Below are 17,521 nucleotides of genomic sequence, written 5' to 3' on the forward strand. Positions count from 1 at the left end.
CCCGTCACATCCTTCTGAATTAGTGGTTCGGGGAATCGAGCTATCAAACTACGAATTAATTCTGATTTAGTCATGTCTCGCCTAAGAGCCTCTTGCTCTAGCTGCAACATTTCGTACTGAGTCAATCTCACTTCGAGTTTAAGATTCTTCATGTAACCGCCATGACGCCCGTCAGCATATATACTATAGTACACATAGAACATTGAGAGGTCGATTCAATGCTGGTCTTAGAGTACAAAATTAAAGCACGCACCACTCATCAATATCAAGCAATTGAAGAAGCCATTCGGACAACTCAGTTTGTGAGAAACAAGTGCATTCGGTATTGGATGGATGCGCCAAAAGAAAGCAAAATCAATGGTTTTGTTCTAAACAAGTACTCGACAGAACTACGCAACGAATTCTCATTTGTTAAAGACCTAAACTCAATGGCAGTGCAAGCTGCGGCTGAGCGTGGATGGTCTGCAATTTCCCGATTTTACGACAACTGTAAGTCCAAAAAATCGGGTAAAAAAGGATATCCACGCTTCCAAAAAGACAACCGTTCGGTCGAGTATAAGACCAGTGGGTGGAAACTGCATTCGACTAACCGCCGGATTACCTTTACTGACAACAAAGGTATTGGTGAGTTAAAGCTGTTAGGTAAGTGGGATGTTCATACCTATCCAGTCAAATCAATCAAGCGAGTTAGGTTGGTGCGTCGCTCTGATGGCTATTACTGCCAATTTGCTATTGATGCTGAAACTAAACAGCAACTAGAACCAACCGGAAATGCCATTGGATTGGATGTGGGACTTGAATTTTTCTACACAGATTCCAACGGACACCAGGAGGAAAATCCGCGTTTTTTGAGAAAAGCTGAACAAGCTATTAAACAGGTTCAACGTCGCATCTACAAAAAGGAGAAAGGCAAAAACGGGCGACGTAAGGCGCGGCAAAGATTCGCTAAAAAACACCTAAAAGTAAGTAGGCAACGGAATGAACATGCCAAGAGACTGGCGCGTAACGTTTGCAGGACTCACGACCTAGTAGCCTACGAAGATTTAGTTGTTCGTAACATGGTCAAAAACCACTGTCTAGCCAAGTCAATTAATGATGCTGCTTGGGCGCAGTTTAGACAGTGGATTGAGTATTTTGCTGACAAGTTTAGCCGCCAAGCTGTCGCCGTAAAACCACACTATACAAGTCAAAAATGTAGTAAATGTGATGGGATTGTGAAGAAGTCTCTATCAACTCGCACTCACATTTGTAAGTGTGGATGTCGATTGAACCGAGACGAAAATGCGGCGATAAATATTTTAAATCTTGCGAGAGCAAGCTACGGGAGGGCATCCCGGAAGTAACGCTGTAGGAGTTGGGGTCACTACGCTAGTTGGTGCAATCCTGAAGCGAGCAAACTCTGACGTTGATTGCAGAATCCCCTCAGCTTTAGCTAGGGGAGTGTCAAGAATTCTGTAACTTGAAATCCTGGGATTTCAATCAAAAATAGAGTTGGAGAAAACTTGTTATGGATGGGATTATTGCCGCCTTTATCTTGCTAATCCTGGGTTCAACCGTGGGATCGGCAAAGGTGATCAACCAAGGGTATGAAGCCATTGTAGAGCAAACGGGTAAATACAAACGTACCCTCAAACCCGGTCTGAACTTCATCGTGCCTTTCCTAGACACGATTGTTTGGGAAGAAACGACACGGGAACAATTGATCGATATCGAACCTCAAGAAGCCTTCACCAGCGATAGCGTCCAAGTCAAGGTGGATGCGATCATCTACTGGAAGGTTACGGATTTGTATAAAGCGTACTACGAAGTTGAAGATCTGGAAAACGCGCTGAAAAATTTAGTTCTCACCGCCATGCGTTCTCAAATTGGTCAGATGGAACTACAAAAAACTTTTTCAAACCGCAGAGAAATCAGCCAAGGACTGACGGAAGAAATCAAAGAAGTGACCAAAGCTTGGGGCGTCGAAATTACGAGGGTGGAAATTCAGGAAATTAAATTAGCGCCAAACATTGTCGCTTCCATCGAAAAAGAAAAGGCGGCTCAAATTGAAAGAAACGCAGCCAAATTGCAAGCTCAAGGCGTCGCAGATTACATGAGGCAAATTTCTGATGTTTTGAAAGATAACCCCAAAGGTCAGGAAGCTTTGAAGTTTTTCCTGGCTCAAAAATTTGTGGATGCTAACTATAAACTGGGAGAAAGCCCGAATTCTAAGATAGTCTTTATGAACCCGAAAGACATGTCAGAAGCTGTATCCGAATTGATGGTTGCAGATGAAATTAGCGATCAAATCAGAGATCTGGGCGGCGAAGCAACAAAAGCTAGTTAAGCTGAAAGATTTTAGATTTCAAATTGCATGAAATCTAAAATCTTCGCTTAACGTCGGAAAATAGCATCGGCGACAAGACAAACATCGCGCATTTCTTGCACGTCGTGGACTCGTAAAATGTCTGCGCCAGATGCGATCGCACCCGCACAAGCACCCGCCGTCCCCCAAATTCGCGCTTGCGGATCGGTTTGATTGACAATCCGACCGATAAAACTCTTCCGCGATACCCCGACTAAAATCGGGCAATCTAAACTGGAAAATTCCGACAAGCGGCGCAGAATTTCTAAGTTTTGGTCGGAGGTTTTAGCAAAACCGATACCTGCGTCAAGGATAATGCGAGACTTGTCGATACCCGATGCGATCGCAGCTTCTACCCTCGCTTGCAGAAACTGATAAATCTCCCCAATTAAATCCTCATAATCCGTCATGTTTTGCATAGTTTGGGGCGTCCCCCGCATGTGCATTAACACAATCGGAACCCCCAATTCTGCTACAGTTGGTAACATTTGGGAATCAAAAGTTGCTCCCGAAATATCGTTGACGATATCCGCACCGGCGAGGACAGAGACGCGAGCGATCGCTGCTTTTGTGGTATCCACAGAAATGGGTACGGACAATTCCCGACGAATTGCTTCGATTGCTGGGACTACCCGATTCAGTTCTTCTTCTAGGGAAATTTCCGCCGCACCGGGACGAGTCGATTCACCCCCCACATCCAGAATATCAGCCCCTGCCTTGACTAAATAGCGAGCTTGTGCTAATGCAGCCTCTGGATGATTGAACAGTCCCCCGTCGCTAAAGCTATCGGGGGTAACGTTCAAAATGCCCATTAAATAGGTGCGTTTTCCCCAGTTGAAAAAGCGATCGCCCACAGTCATTGGTAGCAAGTTTATTTTTTTTCCTCTGTCAATACTCATTTTAGCGATCGATCGTATCAAATCCGGTGGCATCCCGTGGAATTAGCTTTGTTGGTAATTGGTAATTGGTAATTGGTAATTGGTAATTGGTAATTGTCCCAACCGCGCCATCATAATTGCGATGCAACCAGAAATGATATAAGACCAAATCAGGGTTAACGACCCCCTTTATTCATTCTTACAGACCGCGCAGGCGGTCTTTGTTTGTGTAGCCGCGAATGCGAGTCGTTCGGCTTGCAAGGGGGTAATGAAAGCGGATTTGATATAACCGATGACCAATGACCAATGACCTATTACCAATTACCCCTACTTGTAATTAACAATGCGAGCAAAACTAGCAGGTTCTAGACTCGCGCCTCCTACAAGTGCCCCATCAATTTCCGGTTGCGCCATGATTTCATCAATATTATCATGCTTAACCGAACCACCGTACTGAATTGGCACATCGGGATTGCTTAACTGACTGCGAATTAAACCAATCACGCGATTCGCTTCTTTTGACTCGCAGGTATCGCCGGTACCAATCGCCCAAATCGGTTCGTAGGCGATAACAAGATTGTTTTGGTCAATATCGACTAAACCTTTTTCCAGTTGGGAAATAATCAGCGATTCAGTTTCGCCAGCATCCCGTTGTTGCTTACTTTCACCGACGCAGAGAATGGGAGTGATGCCGTATTTTTGGGCGGCTTTGAGGCGTTTATTCACCGTTTCGTCAGTTTCGCCAAAATATTGCCGCCGTTCGCTGTGACCGATGATAGCGTAACGCACCCCAATTTCCGTCAGCATCGCCGGGGCGATTTCGCCGGTGAACGCTCCTGCATCCGCCCAGTGGAGGTTTTGAGCGCCCAATTGTACCCGACTCCCATGTAAATTTTTAGAGAGAATGCCTAGCGTTGTAAAGGGAGGGCAGAGAATAACTTCCCGGTCTGGGGGAGTTTCTTCCAGGGTGGGCATAAATCCTTGCAAAAACTCAGTGCCTTCAGCCTGGGTTTTGTACATTTTCCAGTTGCCAGCAATAACGATTTTCCGCACGGGTCACTCTGTCAAGTTCAGACTATTACAATTGCAAACTTTAGTTTATGACTTTAAGGGGTCAGTTAGGGCAAAAGACCATTGCCAATCAGAATAAACGGTGCCCAGTAGAAGGGGTGACCCAGGCGGTTACTCACTTGTGGCGGTAGACTGCTGTTAATGCGCTGCTGCCCCGTAATCAAGGCAATTTGCGCTTGACCTAGGGCTTCGGCTTTGGTGATATTGGCTTGCTTCAAGGTGGCATAGAAGGCATCCATCAAGACTTGCGTGCCGCCATCCTCTACGAACCATAACGTGGCAATTGCTGCTCTCGCGCCTGTACGCTGCATTTGGTAGCCAAACCCCAAAAAATCTCTTCCCCGTTGCCTAACTTGCCGCCTACAGCCGTCTGGCAGGCACTCAGGACGATTAAATCCACCTTGGGTAGCGACCAGGTTTCCACATCGCGCAGCGTTGCCCTGTCACCATTACCAAACATAATAAAAGAATCTTCCGGCTGACCAACTAAAAAAGCCGCGTGAGTGGCGAGGTGAACAATCGAATAATCATTCATCAACAACACAGTATCGCGGTTAAATTGGTCCCGGGAATTGTAGCAGGTTACCCATCTGCCTTGCGATGGCTAGTGTCTGCTGAAAAAACTCAATTGCTTGTTGGTATTTGCCTTGAAAATTATCAGCCTAGCCCAGAGCGTACAGAGAATTGGCTTCCCCTGCACGGTTGCCAATCTGTCGTACAACAGCTAGTTGCCGCTGAAAAAACTCAATTGCCTGCTGGTATTGCTCTAGAGAATAGTAAGCATTGCCTAGCTTGCCCAGGGAATTAGCTTCACCATCGCGCTCGCCTATTTCCCTATAAATATTCAGTGCCTGTTTCCAAAACTGGATTGCTGCTTGAAATTGATTTGCTTGAAATAGCTCAATCCCTTGCTGAAACAGTCGATCTGCTTCCGCTTTTCGGGGTTCTGGGGTTTGTGCCAATACCTGGGAATTTTGCATTTTAGATTTTGGATTTTGGATTAATTGCCCATCGAAAGAAGTTGCCAATCCATCTTTAACCTGAATCGTAACCAAGAAAGTCATCAGCGCAATTAGTCTGCTTTGGAGAGGCATGGAGAAAATCCTTCATCAGTAGGGCATAAGAGTATTACTTATTTATTCATATTTCTGGGATTTGAAGACTTATGCAATTTTTGGTGATTTGGAGTTGCGATCGCCCCTCATATCATGTCCGGTTGAACACTTATAATTAGGGCTGACGCCCAGACGGGGCGACGCGGCGACGGGTCGAAGTTTTTATTGCCAGTAATTAAGCGGACATGATATCAGATCTGGCACCGAAGTTCTCACCCGCCTCAGACTTAAGTCTGAGGCTAATAGCCAAAGTCCACTCAAGTGGACTCCAGAGCAGTTTTTAGTCCACTTGAGTGGACTTTCGCTGCAGCTGCGCGATCGGGTGCAAGATGCGATCGCCGCCCCTACTCCTGCATAAACGACCTCACTTCTTCCAGCGGTAATCCCAATGCTGCGGCTATTTGCTCTACCGTTAAACCCAAACCCAGCAAGCGCGGTATCGCTTCCCGTCGCGCTTGCGCGGAAGCTGCTCTCTCTTGTTCAGCAAGTTCGGCGCGCTGGCGTTCCTGTTCGGCGCGTTGGCGTTCCTGTTCGGCACGCTGGCGTTCCTGTTCGGCTCGGTGCTGCTCGATTTCAGCTCGCTCGGTGCCGGTTAGGAGTAAATTACCCTGACTATCCCACCAGCGCAACCACCGCTGCGTTTGATTTTGATAGCTTCCCTGCCAAACTCCTAATTCAACTCCCAAGAGTTCGATCGGATAGTGTCCTCGTTCGTTTGGTGTCAGGCGGCGGTATCGAGTGTTTACCAAGTTGTAAACCTCTAGTTCGCCCGTCTTGATGACGAAAATAGCGTAGTAGGAAATGTGGGCAATTTGCTCGTAAACCCAGAATTTGCCCGGTTTTCTGGTTTCAGCAGCAGTGCGCGATAGGGGGGTGCGATCGCGTTCTGGGGTACCGTCCCCACTCGCCAGTTCAATCGCAATCACAGGCGCAATATATTCCCGCCACAGCACGTAAGAACGGCGAATTTCGCCATCCACCAGGGGAGGAACGTTCGGCACGTAGAACCAATCCGGTGCTTCTGCACCTTGTTCCGGCGGTTCGGTTTCGCGCCAATAAATGCCGCAATCTTGCCCAATTGCATACTGTCCATCGGGGTGCAGGCTTTGTAAAACCGGGCCAATCGAGTCGGTGAGTAGAATACTTTGGGGATGTTCTTGAAAATTCTTCACAAACGTACCGTCTGATTCAGGCAGTTGGGTATGGTCGGGAAACGGAGGAGGAAGAATCCTTGGGTTTGTGCTTTGAGTCATGGCGATTCCGGAATGGATTAGAGATGATAACAAAACTTAGAAACCGGATTTGGAGCGTAGGGAACGGGCGATATATTCTGTAAAAGCGAACATTTTATGCGCTGTGCTACTACTTCCAACGCGACAATTTTTCATATAAACCCAGTTTCTTTGCTTAAGTCCTGGATAGTTACCAGCGACTTCTTCTTCTATTTTGCAACTATTAACTCTGGATTCCCTGCCGAAATTCTCCCAAAGCTTGAGTATGATTTGGTAAGTTAATACAGCGCATCAACAGCGCTACATCTAAATTGGGGAGTAGTTGCGACTGAAGGATGTTTTCATATTCCTCATCCCCCAGCGCATAAAATGACAGTTGCCCTTTTTCCCAAAACCAAACTTCAGGAATTTGCAGAGGTTTGTCAGCTTCGAGTTTGTCAATCCCTCCACTAGTGACGATAACTTCAATTGCTAAATCGGGACGTTCTCTATCAGGACTTAGTTCATAAGATTTGTCGGCTTCCCGTTTGACTCGTCCAGATTCACTTTCCCAGGTCATAGAACCAGTGGGAGTAAAATCTAACCCCAAAAATTCCATATATATTTCCAACAAAGCACCGATGCGTTCTTTGATAGTTTCGTGTTTTTTCCCTGGATTTTTACGAATCTCTAAAACTCCATCCAGAAAAGATAGTCTGACTCCTGGGCGATCAATTAGCTGTTCCACAACTTTGAATTCGCGCCTGGTTAACCCGTCGATTAAAATTGGTTCTGCTTCTTTTTCCAGAGGTGTAACTGTCATTTTTGTCAACTCCCTTCTACATTCATTGCTGATAACACCGCCTGCTGGCTGACATTTTTGTAAATTCCATCTAGATACTGCATTACAACCTGAGTATCCTGACCTTTTGAGCGGTTTTCTGCCTCATTTATCGGGGGAATTGACCCCAAGACATCTAAAACTGTCTCGCTACCTTGGGGTGCAATTACAACTAGGGAAGATTCCAGAGGTTCGTTATATTGCCAAAATTGGTTGATTTGTAGCGGGTATGAAGGGGGTGGTGGAGGTTGTGGAATCGGGGATGTTTCTGAGTCAGATGCTTCACCCGCAGCGCTTCGCATTTGGCGCAATGCGGATAGAATATCTTCTTTGGAACGACCCCGCAATTGGAATAGGACAAAGGGGTCTTCCTCAAAGCGATCGCCCAATATATAATAAACTGCCCCAATGTGCTTGCAAGGGTTGGCTTTATCCGGACAACTGCAATGCGATCGCACTTCAGATAAGCTAAACGGAAATAAAGACAACCCATTCGCCGTAAACACATCTTGGATATTCTGCGGCATTTCCCCCGCTAACAGTTTTGCAGAAAATATCGCCTGCTGGGATAAAGTTTCGATGACATAATCCCATTGTTCATCGCTGAAAGGATCTAACCACAAAGAAACGTCATATTTAGGTTGTTCTCTCCCCCTAACTTGGGCAACTACTTTTGGTCCTTGAAACTCAAAGCTAAGCACGTTACCCTGACGCGCATAATCTCGCGCTCTTTCTAACCGTTTCTTGAAGCGGTAGGAGTTGAGTAAATCCAGCCACCCTTGCACCCACCATTCTCTTTGTGTTTGGTCGTTAGTCATTTTTTTTCCTTTGTTAATTGCTAATTGCTAATGGCTAATTGTTAATTGCTGTTTGACTAGCTATTAGCCATTAGCCATTAGCCATTAGCCATTAGCCATTAGCTATTTATTCATCATCTATTACTGAACTCCGGTCTAATAGCAGTAAGTTACGTAATTGGTCTGTGTCTAGTTCGGTTAGCCATTGTTCCCCTGCACCTACGACTTGTTCTGCTAGGGCTTTTTTACTTTCAATTAAATCGTGAATTTTTTCTTCTAAAGTGCCGTTGCAGACAAATTTATGCACTTGAACGTTGCGGGTTTGACCAATCCGAAATACCCTGTCTGTGGCTTGATTTTCTACTGCTGGATTCCACCATCTGTCAAAGTGGAAAACGTGAGTTGCACGAGTTAAGTTAAGCCCAACCCCACCCGCTTTTAGGGATAAAATAAATATTTTTGGCCCTTCGGGGTCGTTTTGGAAGCGGTCGATCATTTCTTCCCGTTGTTTTTTGGCGGTGCTGCCATATAAGAATAATACCTCTTGTTCTAGTTGTTTTTCCAGATGGGGTTTTAGAAGTTTACCCCACTCGGCGAATTGGGTGAAAATTAACGCGCTATCGCCTTCTGCAACTAATTCTTCTAACATTTCATCCAATCGCTGGAGTTTCCCCGATTGTTGCGAACTAATTCCGTATTCCGGATTTTTTTCCTTAAATAAAACCGGATGATTGCAGATTTGTTTGAGTTTAGTTATCAAGGCTAAAATCATTCCCTTCCGCTTAATTCCATCGGCAGATTCGATTTCAGCCAGCGATTCTTCGACTATTTTTTGATAAAGCGTTGCTTGTTCTACTGCCAGGGGACAGAAGACAGTCATCTCCTGTTTTTCTGGTAAATCTTGGATAATTTCCTTATCGGTTTTGAGGCGGCGGAGGATGAAGGGTTGTACTAGCGAGCGCAATGTTTTCAACGACTCTCCATCCCCATATTTTTCAATTGGAATTCCAAACCGCCGCTGGAAGAATTGTCGCTGCCCCAAATATCCCGGATTGAGAAAATCCATGATTGACCAAAGTTCCGATAAGCGGTTTTCTACCGGAGTTCCTGTCAGCGCAATGCGAAATTGTGTCTGTAATTCCCTTACTGCTTTCGACTGCTTCGCGTCTGGGTTCTTAATATTTTGTGCTTCATCCAACACGACTCCCCGCCAAGAAATACTCTGGAGGTCTTTCGCATCCCGAAACACCAACGGATAGCTAGTAATAACTAAATTATTATCCTTAACTGCCTTAGCTAATGCTTTCCCTTTCGCGCGTTTATCTCCGTGATGCATTAAAGTTTTAATTGAGGGGCCAAATTTCTTAACCTCTCGCTCCCAGTTGCCTAAAACTGAAGTGGGGCAAACAAGTAATACAGGTGCTTCTAATGCTTCTTCCTCTTGTAGTTTCAGCATAAAAGCAATAGTTTGAATCGTGTTATGGCAAAGGATATTGTTAGCCACAAAATTGTGATGTTCGCTGACTTCAAAGTCATAAACCCAGTCGTTGTATTCAACATCCTCGATTGATTCAATTTGGCAGTAAAATACTTCCTGGTTGAGTAACCATTGTAAGCGCTGTCTTGTCAAGCTAAGTTGTTGTACGTCCAATTGAGCATAAGCATCAAGTGTCTGCCTTGTCCATTTGGAAGGTTTTAGCTGACGATATTGTTGTTCAGATTCGCCGCTCAGGATATTATCAAATCCAGCAATAACTTTTTCCAAACTATTGCGTGAAAACTGCTGCGAACCGTTGATGTAAACGTTGCTGTGTACGCCAAAATGTCCCAAAGGTAGTTTGGTTTCTTGAACAGCTTTAGCAAAAATATCTGATGCGGGAATACCTTCAACGTTTGTATTGCCGCTCTTTTGACATATTGCTTCTAACTTACGCTGTTTTTCTGGAATGCCAAAGCCAATTTCTTGCAAAAATCTGCGAGCGCTATTTCCTCCAAGCGTGCCAATGTAATAAGTACGATAGATACCCGTACCATTGGTAGCGCGTTTGCGTTTAACGGATATTCTCAACCAAATCCCGAAGCGACGTAGAAGTACAGATAGCTGATGAATTATTTCATGTGAAGCTGTGGCAATTTCTATGCTTCCCATACTTGAAATAACAGAACCTTCAGCATCAAAATAGTTGGTGAGGAAAATTCTTGCAGTTTCAATATCCGCTTGCATGATAAACGAGGGAATGCTCTTATCGCTTGAGAGTCTTCCCCAGTTGTATCCTTTGGCTGCAAGGAACTTTTGGTAACCTCGACTATGTAAAATGAGGTCAGCAGCATTTTGGCGATTGCGACGCCGCACAACAGGATTATTAATCTTGATTCCGTACTTGTCGCAGAAACGAAGAAGTATTAAACGTAATTCTTCAAGAATTTTTTGCTCCTTCTGTGCTATGCTGACACTGGCGTTTTCGTAGTTTTCATAACCCTCGGAAATTTGCCAAGCCAAGAACTTAACCAGATCGGGATCTTCTGGCTTTCCATTCCAAACTAATTTAGCAGGTACGCAGACGTAATCCCCAATGTAGAGGTAATTTTTCCACCCTTTATTTGTTAGTAATTTATGCTGTTTAGTAATTGCGATCTTGCTACCATCTTTTAGTTCAATTATCCGTAATTTTTCGCGGACATACTGACGATAAATTCGTTTAACATTAGCCAACACAATTTTACCTGTCTTTTCATCAATAGCATTGACAAACAAAGGTTGAGAAGGAATAGACCAATATCCCTCACCATCAAACTCTGTTTCACCCTCATAAGCTTGCCAAATCTGCTCTGGAGTCTGTAAAATACCATTGATATAAACCAATGATTTTTTGAACAAGCATTTGCCAATGCCCATTGAATCCGCTAAACAAGCTCCTAAACCCCAACGTTCTAAGAAGCTTAACCAGGCAACTCCTCTTTCTTGAAAAGGTCGCAATTTTCCTCGAAAACTCTTGGGAATTTCAATCGGTTCAATTGCGCGATTATTTGTTAAATTAGATAGCAATTCCTCAAGCGTTCCTGATGCTTCAAAACTAACTACGGGCAATTTTTCTATCATTTGAGTATCGCCTGTACTTAAGCGCAAAGCATCTTCTAAAGATAAAGCCATTTGCTCTTTGCGCGAGGTGAAGAATGCTTGTGCGGCGCGCACATCTTGGGCGCGCAATTCCACCCACTCGCCGTTAATCTCGACTAGGGGCGTATTCTGTGCTACCAGTCGGTCAAATTCAGCTTTGGATAAAGTTTGTCCACCAATAGACAATTCCCATTTAAAATTCAACAAGCTTTGCAAACCTATCCTCTCCTCCTTTCCCCCCCTTCGCAAGGAGGGGATCTCAGGCGTTTCAGCTTGAATTTTCAAACCTAAGCGGTTCGCCCATCCTTCCTGACTTGCCAAAGAAGGCGGTAAAATGACACCGAGTCCGCTATCTTTCAGTCGCCACGCCGCCGACTTGATAAACTCATACGCCTGTAGGGGTGTTAAAAGGCAAGATTGGGGACGCCTTTCCCGTAAGCTGGGTTCAATCGGTGCAAATAACCTTGCTGCTAAACCCAAACCTTGCAAAAAAGTTTCCTGGGGATGGTTAATTTTCCGACCTTGGTGGACTAATTCAGCAGTAGTGTGATTCCATATTCTGGCAGCACTAACTAAAAACTCGGCATCGTCTGCTGCTTGTAAGAAATACTCCAACCTCCAGCTATTTTCCCCCGCTCCAGGTGGATGGATGGAAAAGCAGGTGCGATACAAGTTCTGTCCCAATCCTTGCGATGGCGAGACGACGATATAATCTTGTACGGCTGCTGTCCAATTTTGCAGTGCAGTTTCCAGGCGTCCCACCGCTTCACCCGTTGCCTGGACTAAGTTATCGGATACTCTGGAAAGTGCTTGTAACCACTCCCGCACGGGAGTTGCTGCTGTGGGTGGGGTAGAATTTCCCCAAGCACGCACCTGAGCATCTATCGTACTCCTTAAGAATTCTAGTAATAATTTTTCTGGTGTTGCTGGCAAGTCCAAACATGGATAATTGAGTAATTCCGATGCCCCATCTTGATAAGTGCGACAAGCGCCTGGCATTTGCTGGGCAAAGTTTTCCAAACGCTCCCGATCTACGGCACTATCTAACAAGGGTTGCCAACAAGCGACGACAGAACCATCGTTTTTTCGGTACATTCCAGGTATAAATTTACCCCTGGACAGTAAATCTAAACTCCAGCGACAAACCTGCGCCCAAAACCGCAATTCTCCCCCTAAGTAAGCATCTGATGCTTTAAAAGAACTGAGGGGCAATGCTTGTAAGAATTTCATCCCATCGGCAGCATTTAAACACAATCCTTCAACTTCCCAGGGATATAGATATAGATCGTTTGTTTCCCCCGATACCTTGGGGGAATAAATCGGGTAGGTGGGTTTGTCTGCCACAATCGGAGTCGGGGATGCGATCGCATGACTTTTCCATCTTTTCCCACCCCCAGATGCCCCCTCTCCCTTGCCTTTTCCCTTCGCGGCAGAGGGAGATGCTTCTATATCGAGTCTGTGAGAACGCAAAAAAGAAACTAATTCCGCCTGCGCCATCGCCAACGGGTGAGATAATATCCCATCTTTTCTCCCCGCTTCCACCAAAGATGTTTGAGGACGCCAAGTTTCTCCCCAAATAAATAAATAACCACCCTGATTTTGAGGTATCCAGTTTCCGTGTAAAATTGCCATGCCAGAATTTATTTTAATTCGTCTTTATTCACAAAAAAATGACCGTTGTCTTTTTAGGTCAGAGACAATCCGGAGCGGGTATTTGTTCCATGCCAACTAGGCATATGGAATTTTACCCATCCAAGTTAAGCTAAAATCTGAAATTCTCCAGTCAATTCAGGCTTATATTTTACCTCAGATGATAATCCAACTGCCCAGCCGAAAATTATTAACAAATTCAGCTAAAATAGAAATAGATTGGATGCGTGAGTCAGAAAAAGAAGCGGTCAGGAATCTGTTGAACGCGGTAATTCTTGAAGGTAAAACCTATCCGCAAGAACAACCTCTTTCTGAGTCAGAATTCGCTGCTTACTGGCTGAGTTCGGATGCGTTTGTCGCCAGAGCAATTGACGACACAACAACATCAGGCCCAGGAGAAGTTTTAGGATCTTTCTATCTGAAACCCAACTTTCCCGGACGCTCAAGCCATATTTGCAACGCTGGTTTTATTGTACAACGGGGAGAGCGAGGTAAGGGGATCGGTCGAGTAATGGGAGAAGCAATGCTGGAAATTGCCGCGAGTCGAGGCTATCAGGGTGTAATGTTCAACTTGGTGTTTGAAACCAACATACCCTCCCTCAACCTGTGGCAGTCTTTAGGATTTCAAACGATTGGGCGGATTCCTAAAGCGGCGCTTCTTGTAGAGGGACAAGTAGTTGATGCTTTGATACTTTATCGATCCCTTGCTTGAAGCAAAAGCTATTACCCTTGACATCCTCTCCGTCGTAAAACGACCGAGATGCCAAAACCTCACGATTTTGGTTTCTGCTTCATAGCACCTGCCTCTTCGCTTAAAGAGATTAGGTCTTATGGTCGCTCCACAGACTGACACTGCTAGCCCAGCAGCCATATGTATCGAAGTCCAAAAAGGAATTCTTATGTGTTTTGTTGATTCAAGGGATGTATCTCATTGCCCCATCCTCTTTTCCAGATCTACCGATTTTTCTGCGCCGTTGCATGATGATGCAAACTTTGGTGTTAGGCTCTATGTCTCCATCGTTCTGGTGGGTTAGTAACCACCTTCAATGTTACACACTTTTGTGTTTAACGACAAAAGCCGTCCTAAAAGGACGGGGTTTCAGACCCAGGAGTTTTTGATCGCCGATTACCAAACACCACCCGTATAACAGTGCTACGATTGCGACAGATAAAGAATTGTGATAGAGACCGAAAGAATGGTAGAGATTGACAAATCAATATCCTTTGACGGAAGGGATATTAGACTTAAGGTTGGCTTACTCGCACCACAGGCAGGGGGTTCCGTCTTAATTCAGTCGGGGGATACAGCCGTTTTGGTGACGGCAACCCGTTCCGGTGCCAGAGAGGGCATCGATTTTTTACCGTTATTGGTAGATTACGAAGAAAGACTTTACGCCGCTGGACGAATTCCGGGCGGTTTCTTGCGACGGGAAGGGCGTCCGCCAGAAAAAGTCATTCTCACCAGTCGTTTGATCGATCGTCCTTTGCGCCCCTTATTTCCCATTTGGTTGCGCGAGGATATTCAAATCGTAGCGACAACCCTATCGATGGACGAGCAAGTACCGCCCGATGTGCTAGCAGTTACCGGGGCTTCCATTGCCACGCTGTTAGCAAAGATACCATTTAACGGGCCGATGGCAGCCGTACGGGTTGGGTTAGTAGGAGATGATTTCATTATCAATCCCACCTATAAGGAAATCGAAGACGGCGACCTAGATTTAGTGGTTGCGGGTTCTCCTGAAGGCGTGGTGATGGTAGAAGCAGGGGCGAATCAATTGCCGGAAGCGGATATTATCGAAGCAATTGACTTCGGGTATGAAGCGGTGCGCGACTTAATTGCGGCGCAGGAAGAATTGCTCAAAGAACTGGGGATAGATTTGGTGCAAGAAGCACCGCCGGAAGTAGACCCGACACTGGAGAATTTTATCCGCGATCGGGGCAACGAACCGATCAAAAAGATCCTCTCCCAGTTCGAGTTAGATAAAAACCAACGGGATGCCGCTTTAGATGAAGTTAAAGCATCAATAGAACAAGCGATCGCCGAACTGCCAGAAGAAGACCCCGTGCGAGTTGCCGCCGCCGCAGACAGCAAAGCCGTCGGCAACACGTTTAAAGATATCACCAAATACTTCATGCGCCGTCAGATCGTCGAAGACGGAGTGCGAGTAGACGGACGCAAACTCGACGAAGTACGTCCCGTCTCTTGTCGCGTCGGAGTCTTACCGCAACGAGTCCACGGCAGCGGTTTATTTAACCGAGGACTTACCCAAGTCATGTCCGTCGTCACCCTGGGAACCCCCGGCGACGCCCAAGAACTCGCCGACGACCTGCATCCAGAAGACCAAAAGCGGTATCTGCACCACTATAATTTCCCCCCCTTCTCCGTGGGAGAAACCAAACCCCTGCGCGCACCCGGACGCCGCGAAATCGGTCACGGTGCTTTAGCAGAACGCGCCTTAGTACCCGTTTTGCCACCCAAAGACCAATTTCCCTACGTCATCCGCGTCGTATCGGAAGTACTTTCTTCCAACGGTTCCACCTCGATGGGTTCCGTCTGCGGCTCAACATTAGGTTTAATGGATGCTGGCGTACCCATTACCAAACCCGTCAGCGGTGCAGCAATGGGTTTAATTAAAGATGGCGATGAAGTCCGCATCTTAACCGATATTCAGGGCATTGAAGACTTCTTAGGCGATATGGACTTCAAAGTCGCCGGGACGGATAGCGGCATCACCGCATTGCAGATGGATATGAAAATCAACGGCTTATCCATGGATACCATTGCCAAAGCCATCGAGCAAGCTCGTCCCGCACGATTGCATATCCTAGAAAAAATGCTGGCGACCATTGACCAACCCCGGACAGAAATGTCGCCCTTTGCTCCGCGCCTGCTGACGCTGAAAATCGAACCAGAATTCATCGGTTTGGTCATCGGCCCTGGTGGTAAAACTATTAAAGGGATCACCGAAGAAACGGGTGCAAAAATTGACATCGAAGATGATGGAACGGTTACCATTTCCGCCAACGATGTTGAAAAAGCCGAACGCGCGCGCACTATCGTCTTCAACATGACGCGGAAACTCCAAGAAGGAGATGTTTACGCCGGTCGCGTCACTCGAATAATTCCCATTGGTGCTTTTGTGGAATTCCTTCCCGGTAAAGAAGGGATGATTCATATTTCCCAACTCGCAGACTACCGCGTTGGCAAAGTCGAGGATGAAGTTGCCGTCGGTGACGAAGTGATCGTCAAAGTACGGGAAATTGATAACAAAGGTCGCATCAATCTCACGCGCTTAGGCATTCACCCAGAAGAAGCTGCAGCAGCACGGGAAGCTGGTGCCAAGCGCTAAACCGATTTTAGATTTTTGATTTTGAATTGTAACAAAATTAAAATCTCAAATCTGGCTTAAATAACTGACTAAAAAGCTTCTGGTTTCAGAAGCTTTTTTGATTTTTATTCAATCCCCAAACAGACAGAGACCCGACCTAGAACGCCAGTCCAGTAGAAGTAATTGACAAAATAAACTAAATGTGGATCCTTATACAGACCTCGGTAGGGCGAAGCATTCGGACAGAAAATCTTGGGTTTTGTGCAATAAATTGTCGCCCGAATGCTTCGCCCCTACACAATACATCTTATGTGGTTTTTGTCAATCTCTTTTACTGGACTGGCGCTCTAGAGGGTCAGCATTTTACTTTTAACTACGCGCACCTATTTATCAATTACAGGAATTACGCAAAGGATCTAAATGTAGGGTGCTCTCTTCCAGCAGAGTACGGCACCTCAACCACCACATATGGTGCTGCTGCGTAAGTCCTGAATCAGCAATAAATAAAGCCTAATAACTAATAAATGCCGCTCAAAACCTCCTCTCTCAATTGAAAGATATTTACATTCATTCCAGAGGAAGAGGGAAGATAAATTGCAGCTTTGTAAGCTGATTTAAGTCACAGTTCAGAGCTTGAGATAAAGGAATTAATATCATGGCGAAGAAGCAACAAACCAAGGGCAAGCAAGGCTTTGCTTCTATGGATGAGGAAAAACAACGGGAAATAGCAAGCAAAGGTGGTAGAACCTCCCATAAAGGCGAAGAACCCGATACCAACGGTGACGTAGAAGATGAAGACAACGAAAATGAAGGCAAAGGCAAGCAAGGTTTTGCTTCAATGGATACAGAAAAAGTCCGCGAAATAGCTAGCAAAGGCGGAAAAGCTTCCCATCGCGGTGCTTCTGACGATGAAGATGAATCAGAAGATGAAGATAATGAAAATGAAGGCAAAGGCAAGCAAGGTTTTGCTTCAATGGATAAAGAAAAAGTGCGCGAAATAGCTAGCAAGGGCGGGAAAGCTTCCCATCGCGGTGCTTCTAACGATGAAGATGAATCAGAAGATGAAGATAATGAAAATGAAGGCAAAGGCAAGCAAGGTTTTGCTTCAATGGATAAAGAAAAAGTGCGCGAAATAGCTAGCAAGGGCGGGAAAGCTTCCCATCGCGG

The 17,521-nt window shown here is 45.6% G+C and carries 13 protein-coding genes and 1 pseudogene; 5 read left to right on the forward strand and 9 right to left on the reverse strand.

Going from position 1 to position 17,521, the window contains the following annotated elements:
* Nucleotides 1–218: 218 nt before the first annotated feature.
* Nucleotides 219–1,343, forward strand: a complete 1,125-nt coding sequence (locus tag MiSe_RS22345) for an RNA-guided endonuclease InsQ/TnpB family protein (RefSeq protein WP_226585035.1) — start codon at nt 219–221, stop codon at nt 1,341–1,343.
* 164 nt (nt 1,344–1,507) lie between these two features.
* Nucleotides 1,508–2,326 (forward strand): SPFH domain-containing protein, encoded by an 819-nt coding sequence (locus MiSe_RS22350; RefSeq protein ID WP_226585037.1) that lies wholly within the window; start codon nt 1,508–1,510, stop codon nt 2,324–2,326.
* 47 nt (nt 2,327–2,373) lie between these two features.
* On the opposite strand, the gene folP is transcribed toward MiSe_RS22350, so the two are convergent.
* The 9 genes and pseudogenes from folP to MiSe_RS52155 all read right to left on the reverse strand — a co-directional run bounded on the left by folP (nt 2,374) and on the right by MiSe_RS52155 (nt 13,007).
* Nucleotides 2,374–3,243 carry a dihydropteroate synthase gene (gene folP, locus MiSe_RS22355; protein WP_226585039.1) on the reverse strand — a complete coding sequence of 290 codons (870 nt, stop codon included), beginning with the start codon at nt 3,241–3,243 and terminating at the stop codon, nt 2,374–2,376.
* Between the two features lies 1 nt (nt 3,244).
* Nucleotides 3,245–3,391 (reverse strand): hypothetical protein, encoded by a 147-nt coding sequence (locus MiSe_RS22360; RefSeq protein ID WP_226585041.1) that lies wholly within the window; start codon nt 3,389–3,391, stop codon nt 3,245–3,247.
* Nucleotides 3,392–3,549: 158 nt separating this feature from the next.
* Nucleotides 3,550–4,275, reverse strand: coding sequence for a triose-phosphate isomerase (tpiA, locus tag MiSe_RS22365; RefSeq protein ID WP_226585043.1), 726 nt, complete (start codon nt 4,273–4,275; stop codon nt 3,550–3,552).
* A gap of 65 nt (nt 4,276–4,340) precedes the next feature.
* Nucleotides 4,341–4,855 (reverse strand): annotated as a pseudogene (locus MiSe_RS53950) (CHAT domain-containing protein); the annotation flags it as partial.
* Nucleotides 4,856–4,955: 100 nt separating this feature from the next.
* Entirely contained in the window at nt 4,956–5,387 is a 432-nt protein-coding gene (locus MiSe_RS22375; protein ID WP_264196643.1) for a tetratricopeptide repeat protein, read from the reverse strand.
* Between the two features lie 365 nt (nt 5,388–5,752).
* A complete protein-coding gene (locus tag MiSe_RS22380; protein ID WP_226585045.1) occupies nt 5,753–6,661 on the reverse strand; it encodes a Uma2 family endonuclease in 909 nt (302 codons plus the stop codon).
* 202 nt (nt 6,662–6,863) lie between these two features.
* A complete protein-coding gene (locus MiSe_RS22385) occupies nt 6,864–7,442 on the reverse strand; it encodes a Uma2 family endonuclease (protein WP_226585047.1) in 579 nt (192 codons plus the stop codon).
* 5 nt (nt 7,443–7,447) lie between these two features.
* Entirely contained in the window at nt 7,448–8,278 is an 831-nt protein-coding gene (locus tag MiSe_RS22390) for an SWIM zinc finger family protein (RefSeq protein ID WP_226585050.1), read from the reverse strand.
* A 106-nt stretch (nt 8,279–8,384) separates the two neighbouring features.
* Nucleotides 8,385–13,007 carry a sll1366 family intein-prone helicase gene (locus MiSe_RS52155; RefSeq protein ID WP_307731503.1) on the reverse strand — a complete coding sequence of 1,541 codons (4,623 nt, stop codon included), beginning with the start codon at nt 13,005–13,007 and terminating at the stop codon, nt 8,385–8,387.
* A 184-nt stretch (nt 13,008–13,191) separates the two neighbouring features.
* Between MiSe_RS52155 and MiSe_RS22405 the strand changes: the two genes are divergently transcribed.
* The 3 genes from MiSe_RS22405 to MiSe_RS22415 form a co-directional block, all read left to right on the forward strand.
* Nucleotides 13,192–13,737, forward strand: coding sequence for a GNAT family N-acetyltransferase (locus MiSe_RS22405; RefSeq protein WP_444980534.1), 546 nt, complete (start codon nt 13,192–13,194; stop codon nt 13,735–13,737).
* A 484-nt stretch (nt 13,738–14,221) separates the two neighbouring features.
* Nucleotides 14,222–16,375, forward strand: a complete 2,154-nt coding sequence (locus MiSe_RS22410; protein WP_226585062.1) for a polyribonucleotide nucleotidyltransferase — start codon at nt 14,222–14,224, stop codon at nt 16,373–16,375.
* Nucleotides 16,376–17,009: 634 nt separating this feature from the next.
* A partial coding sequence (locus tag MiSe_RS22415; RefSeq protein ID WP_226585054.1) for a KGG domain-containing protein occupies nt 17,010–17,521 on the forward strand: 512 nt, incomplete at its 3' end.

It is taken from the genome of Microseira wollei NIES-4236, from assembly GCF_020521235.1.
Lineage (GTDB): Bacteria > Cyanobacteriota > Cyanobacteriia > Cyanobacteriales > Aerosakkonemataceae > Microseira > Microseira wollei.

Coding starts and splice junctions, on each gene's coding strand:
- MiSe_RS22375 (WP_264196643.1), bottom strand. CDS start 5,387: ATGCCTCTCCAAAGCAGACTAATTGCGCTGATGACTTTCTTGGTTACG.
- MiSe_RS52155 (WP_307731503.1), bottom strand. CDS start 13,007: ATGGCAATTTTACACGGAAACTGGATACCTCAAAATCAGGGTGGTTAT.
- MiSe_RS22410 (WP_226585062.1), top strand. CDS start 14,222: ATGGTAGAGATTGACAAATCAATATCCTTTGACGGAAGGGATATTAGA.
- MiSe_RS22345 (WP_226585035.1), top strand. CDS start 219: ATGCTGGTCTTAGAGTACAAAATTAAAGCACGCACCACTCATCAATAT.
- MiSe_RS22390 (WP_226585050.1), bottom strand. CDS start 8,278: ATGACTAACGACCAAACACAAAGAGAATGGTGGGTGCAAGGGTGGCTG.
- MiSe_RS22380 (WP_226585045.1), bottom strand. CDS start 6,661: ATGACTCAAAGCACAAACCCAAGGATTCTTCCTCCTCCGTTTCCCGAC.
- folP (WP_226585039.1), bottom strand. CDS start 3,243: ATGAGTATTGACAGAGGAAAAAAAATAAACTTGCTACCAATGACTGTG.
- MiSe_RS22385 (WP_226585047.1), bottom strand. CDS start 7,442: ATGACAGTTACACCTCTGGAAAAAGAAGCAGAACCAATTTTAATCGAC.
- MiSe_RS22350 (WP_226585037.1), top strand. CDS start 1,508: ATGGATGGGATTATTGCCGCCTTTATCTTGCTAATCCTGGGTTCAACC.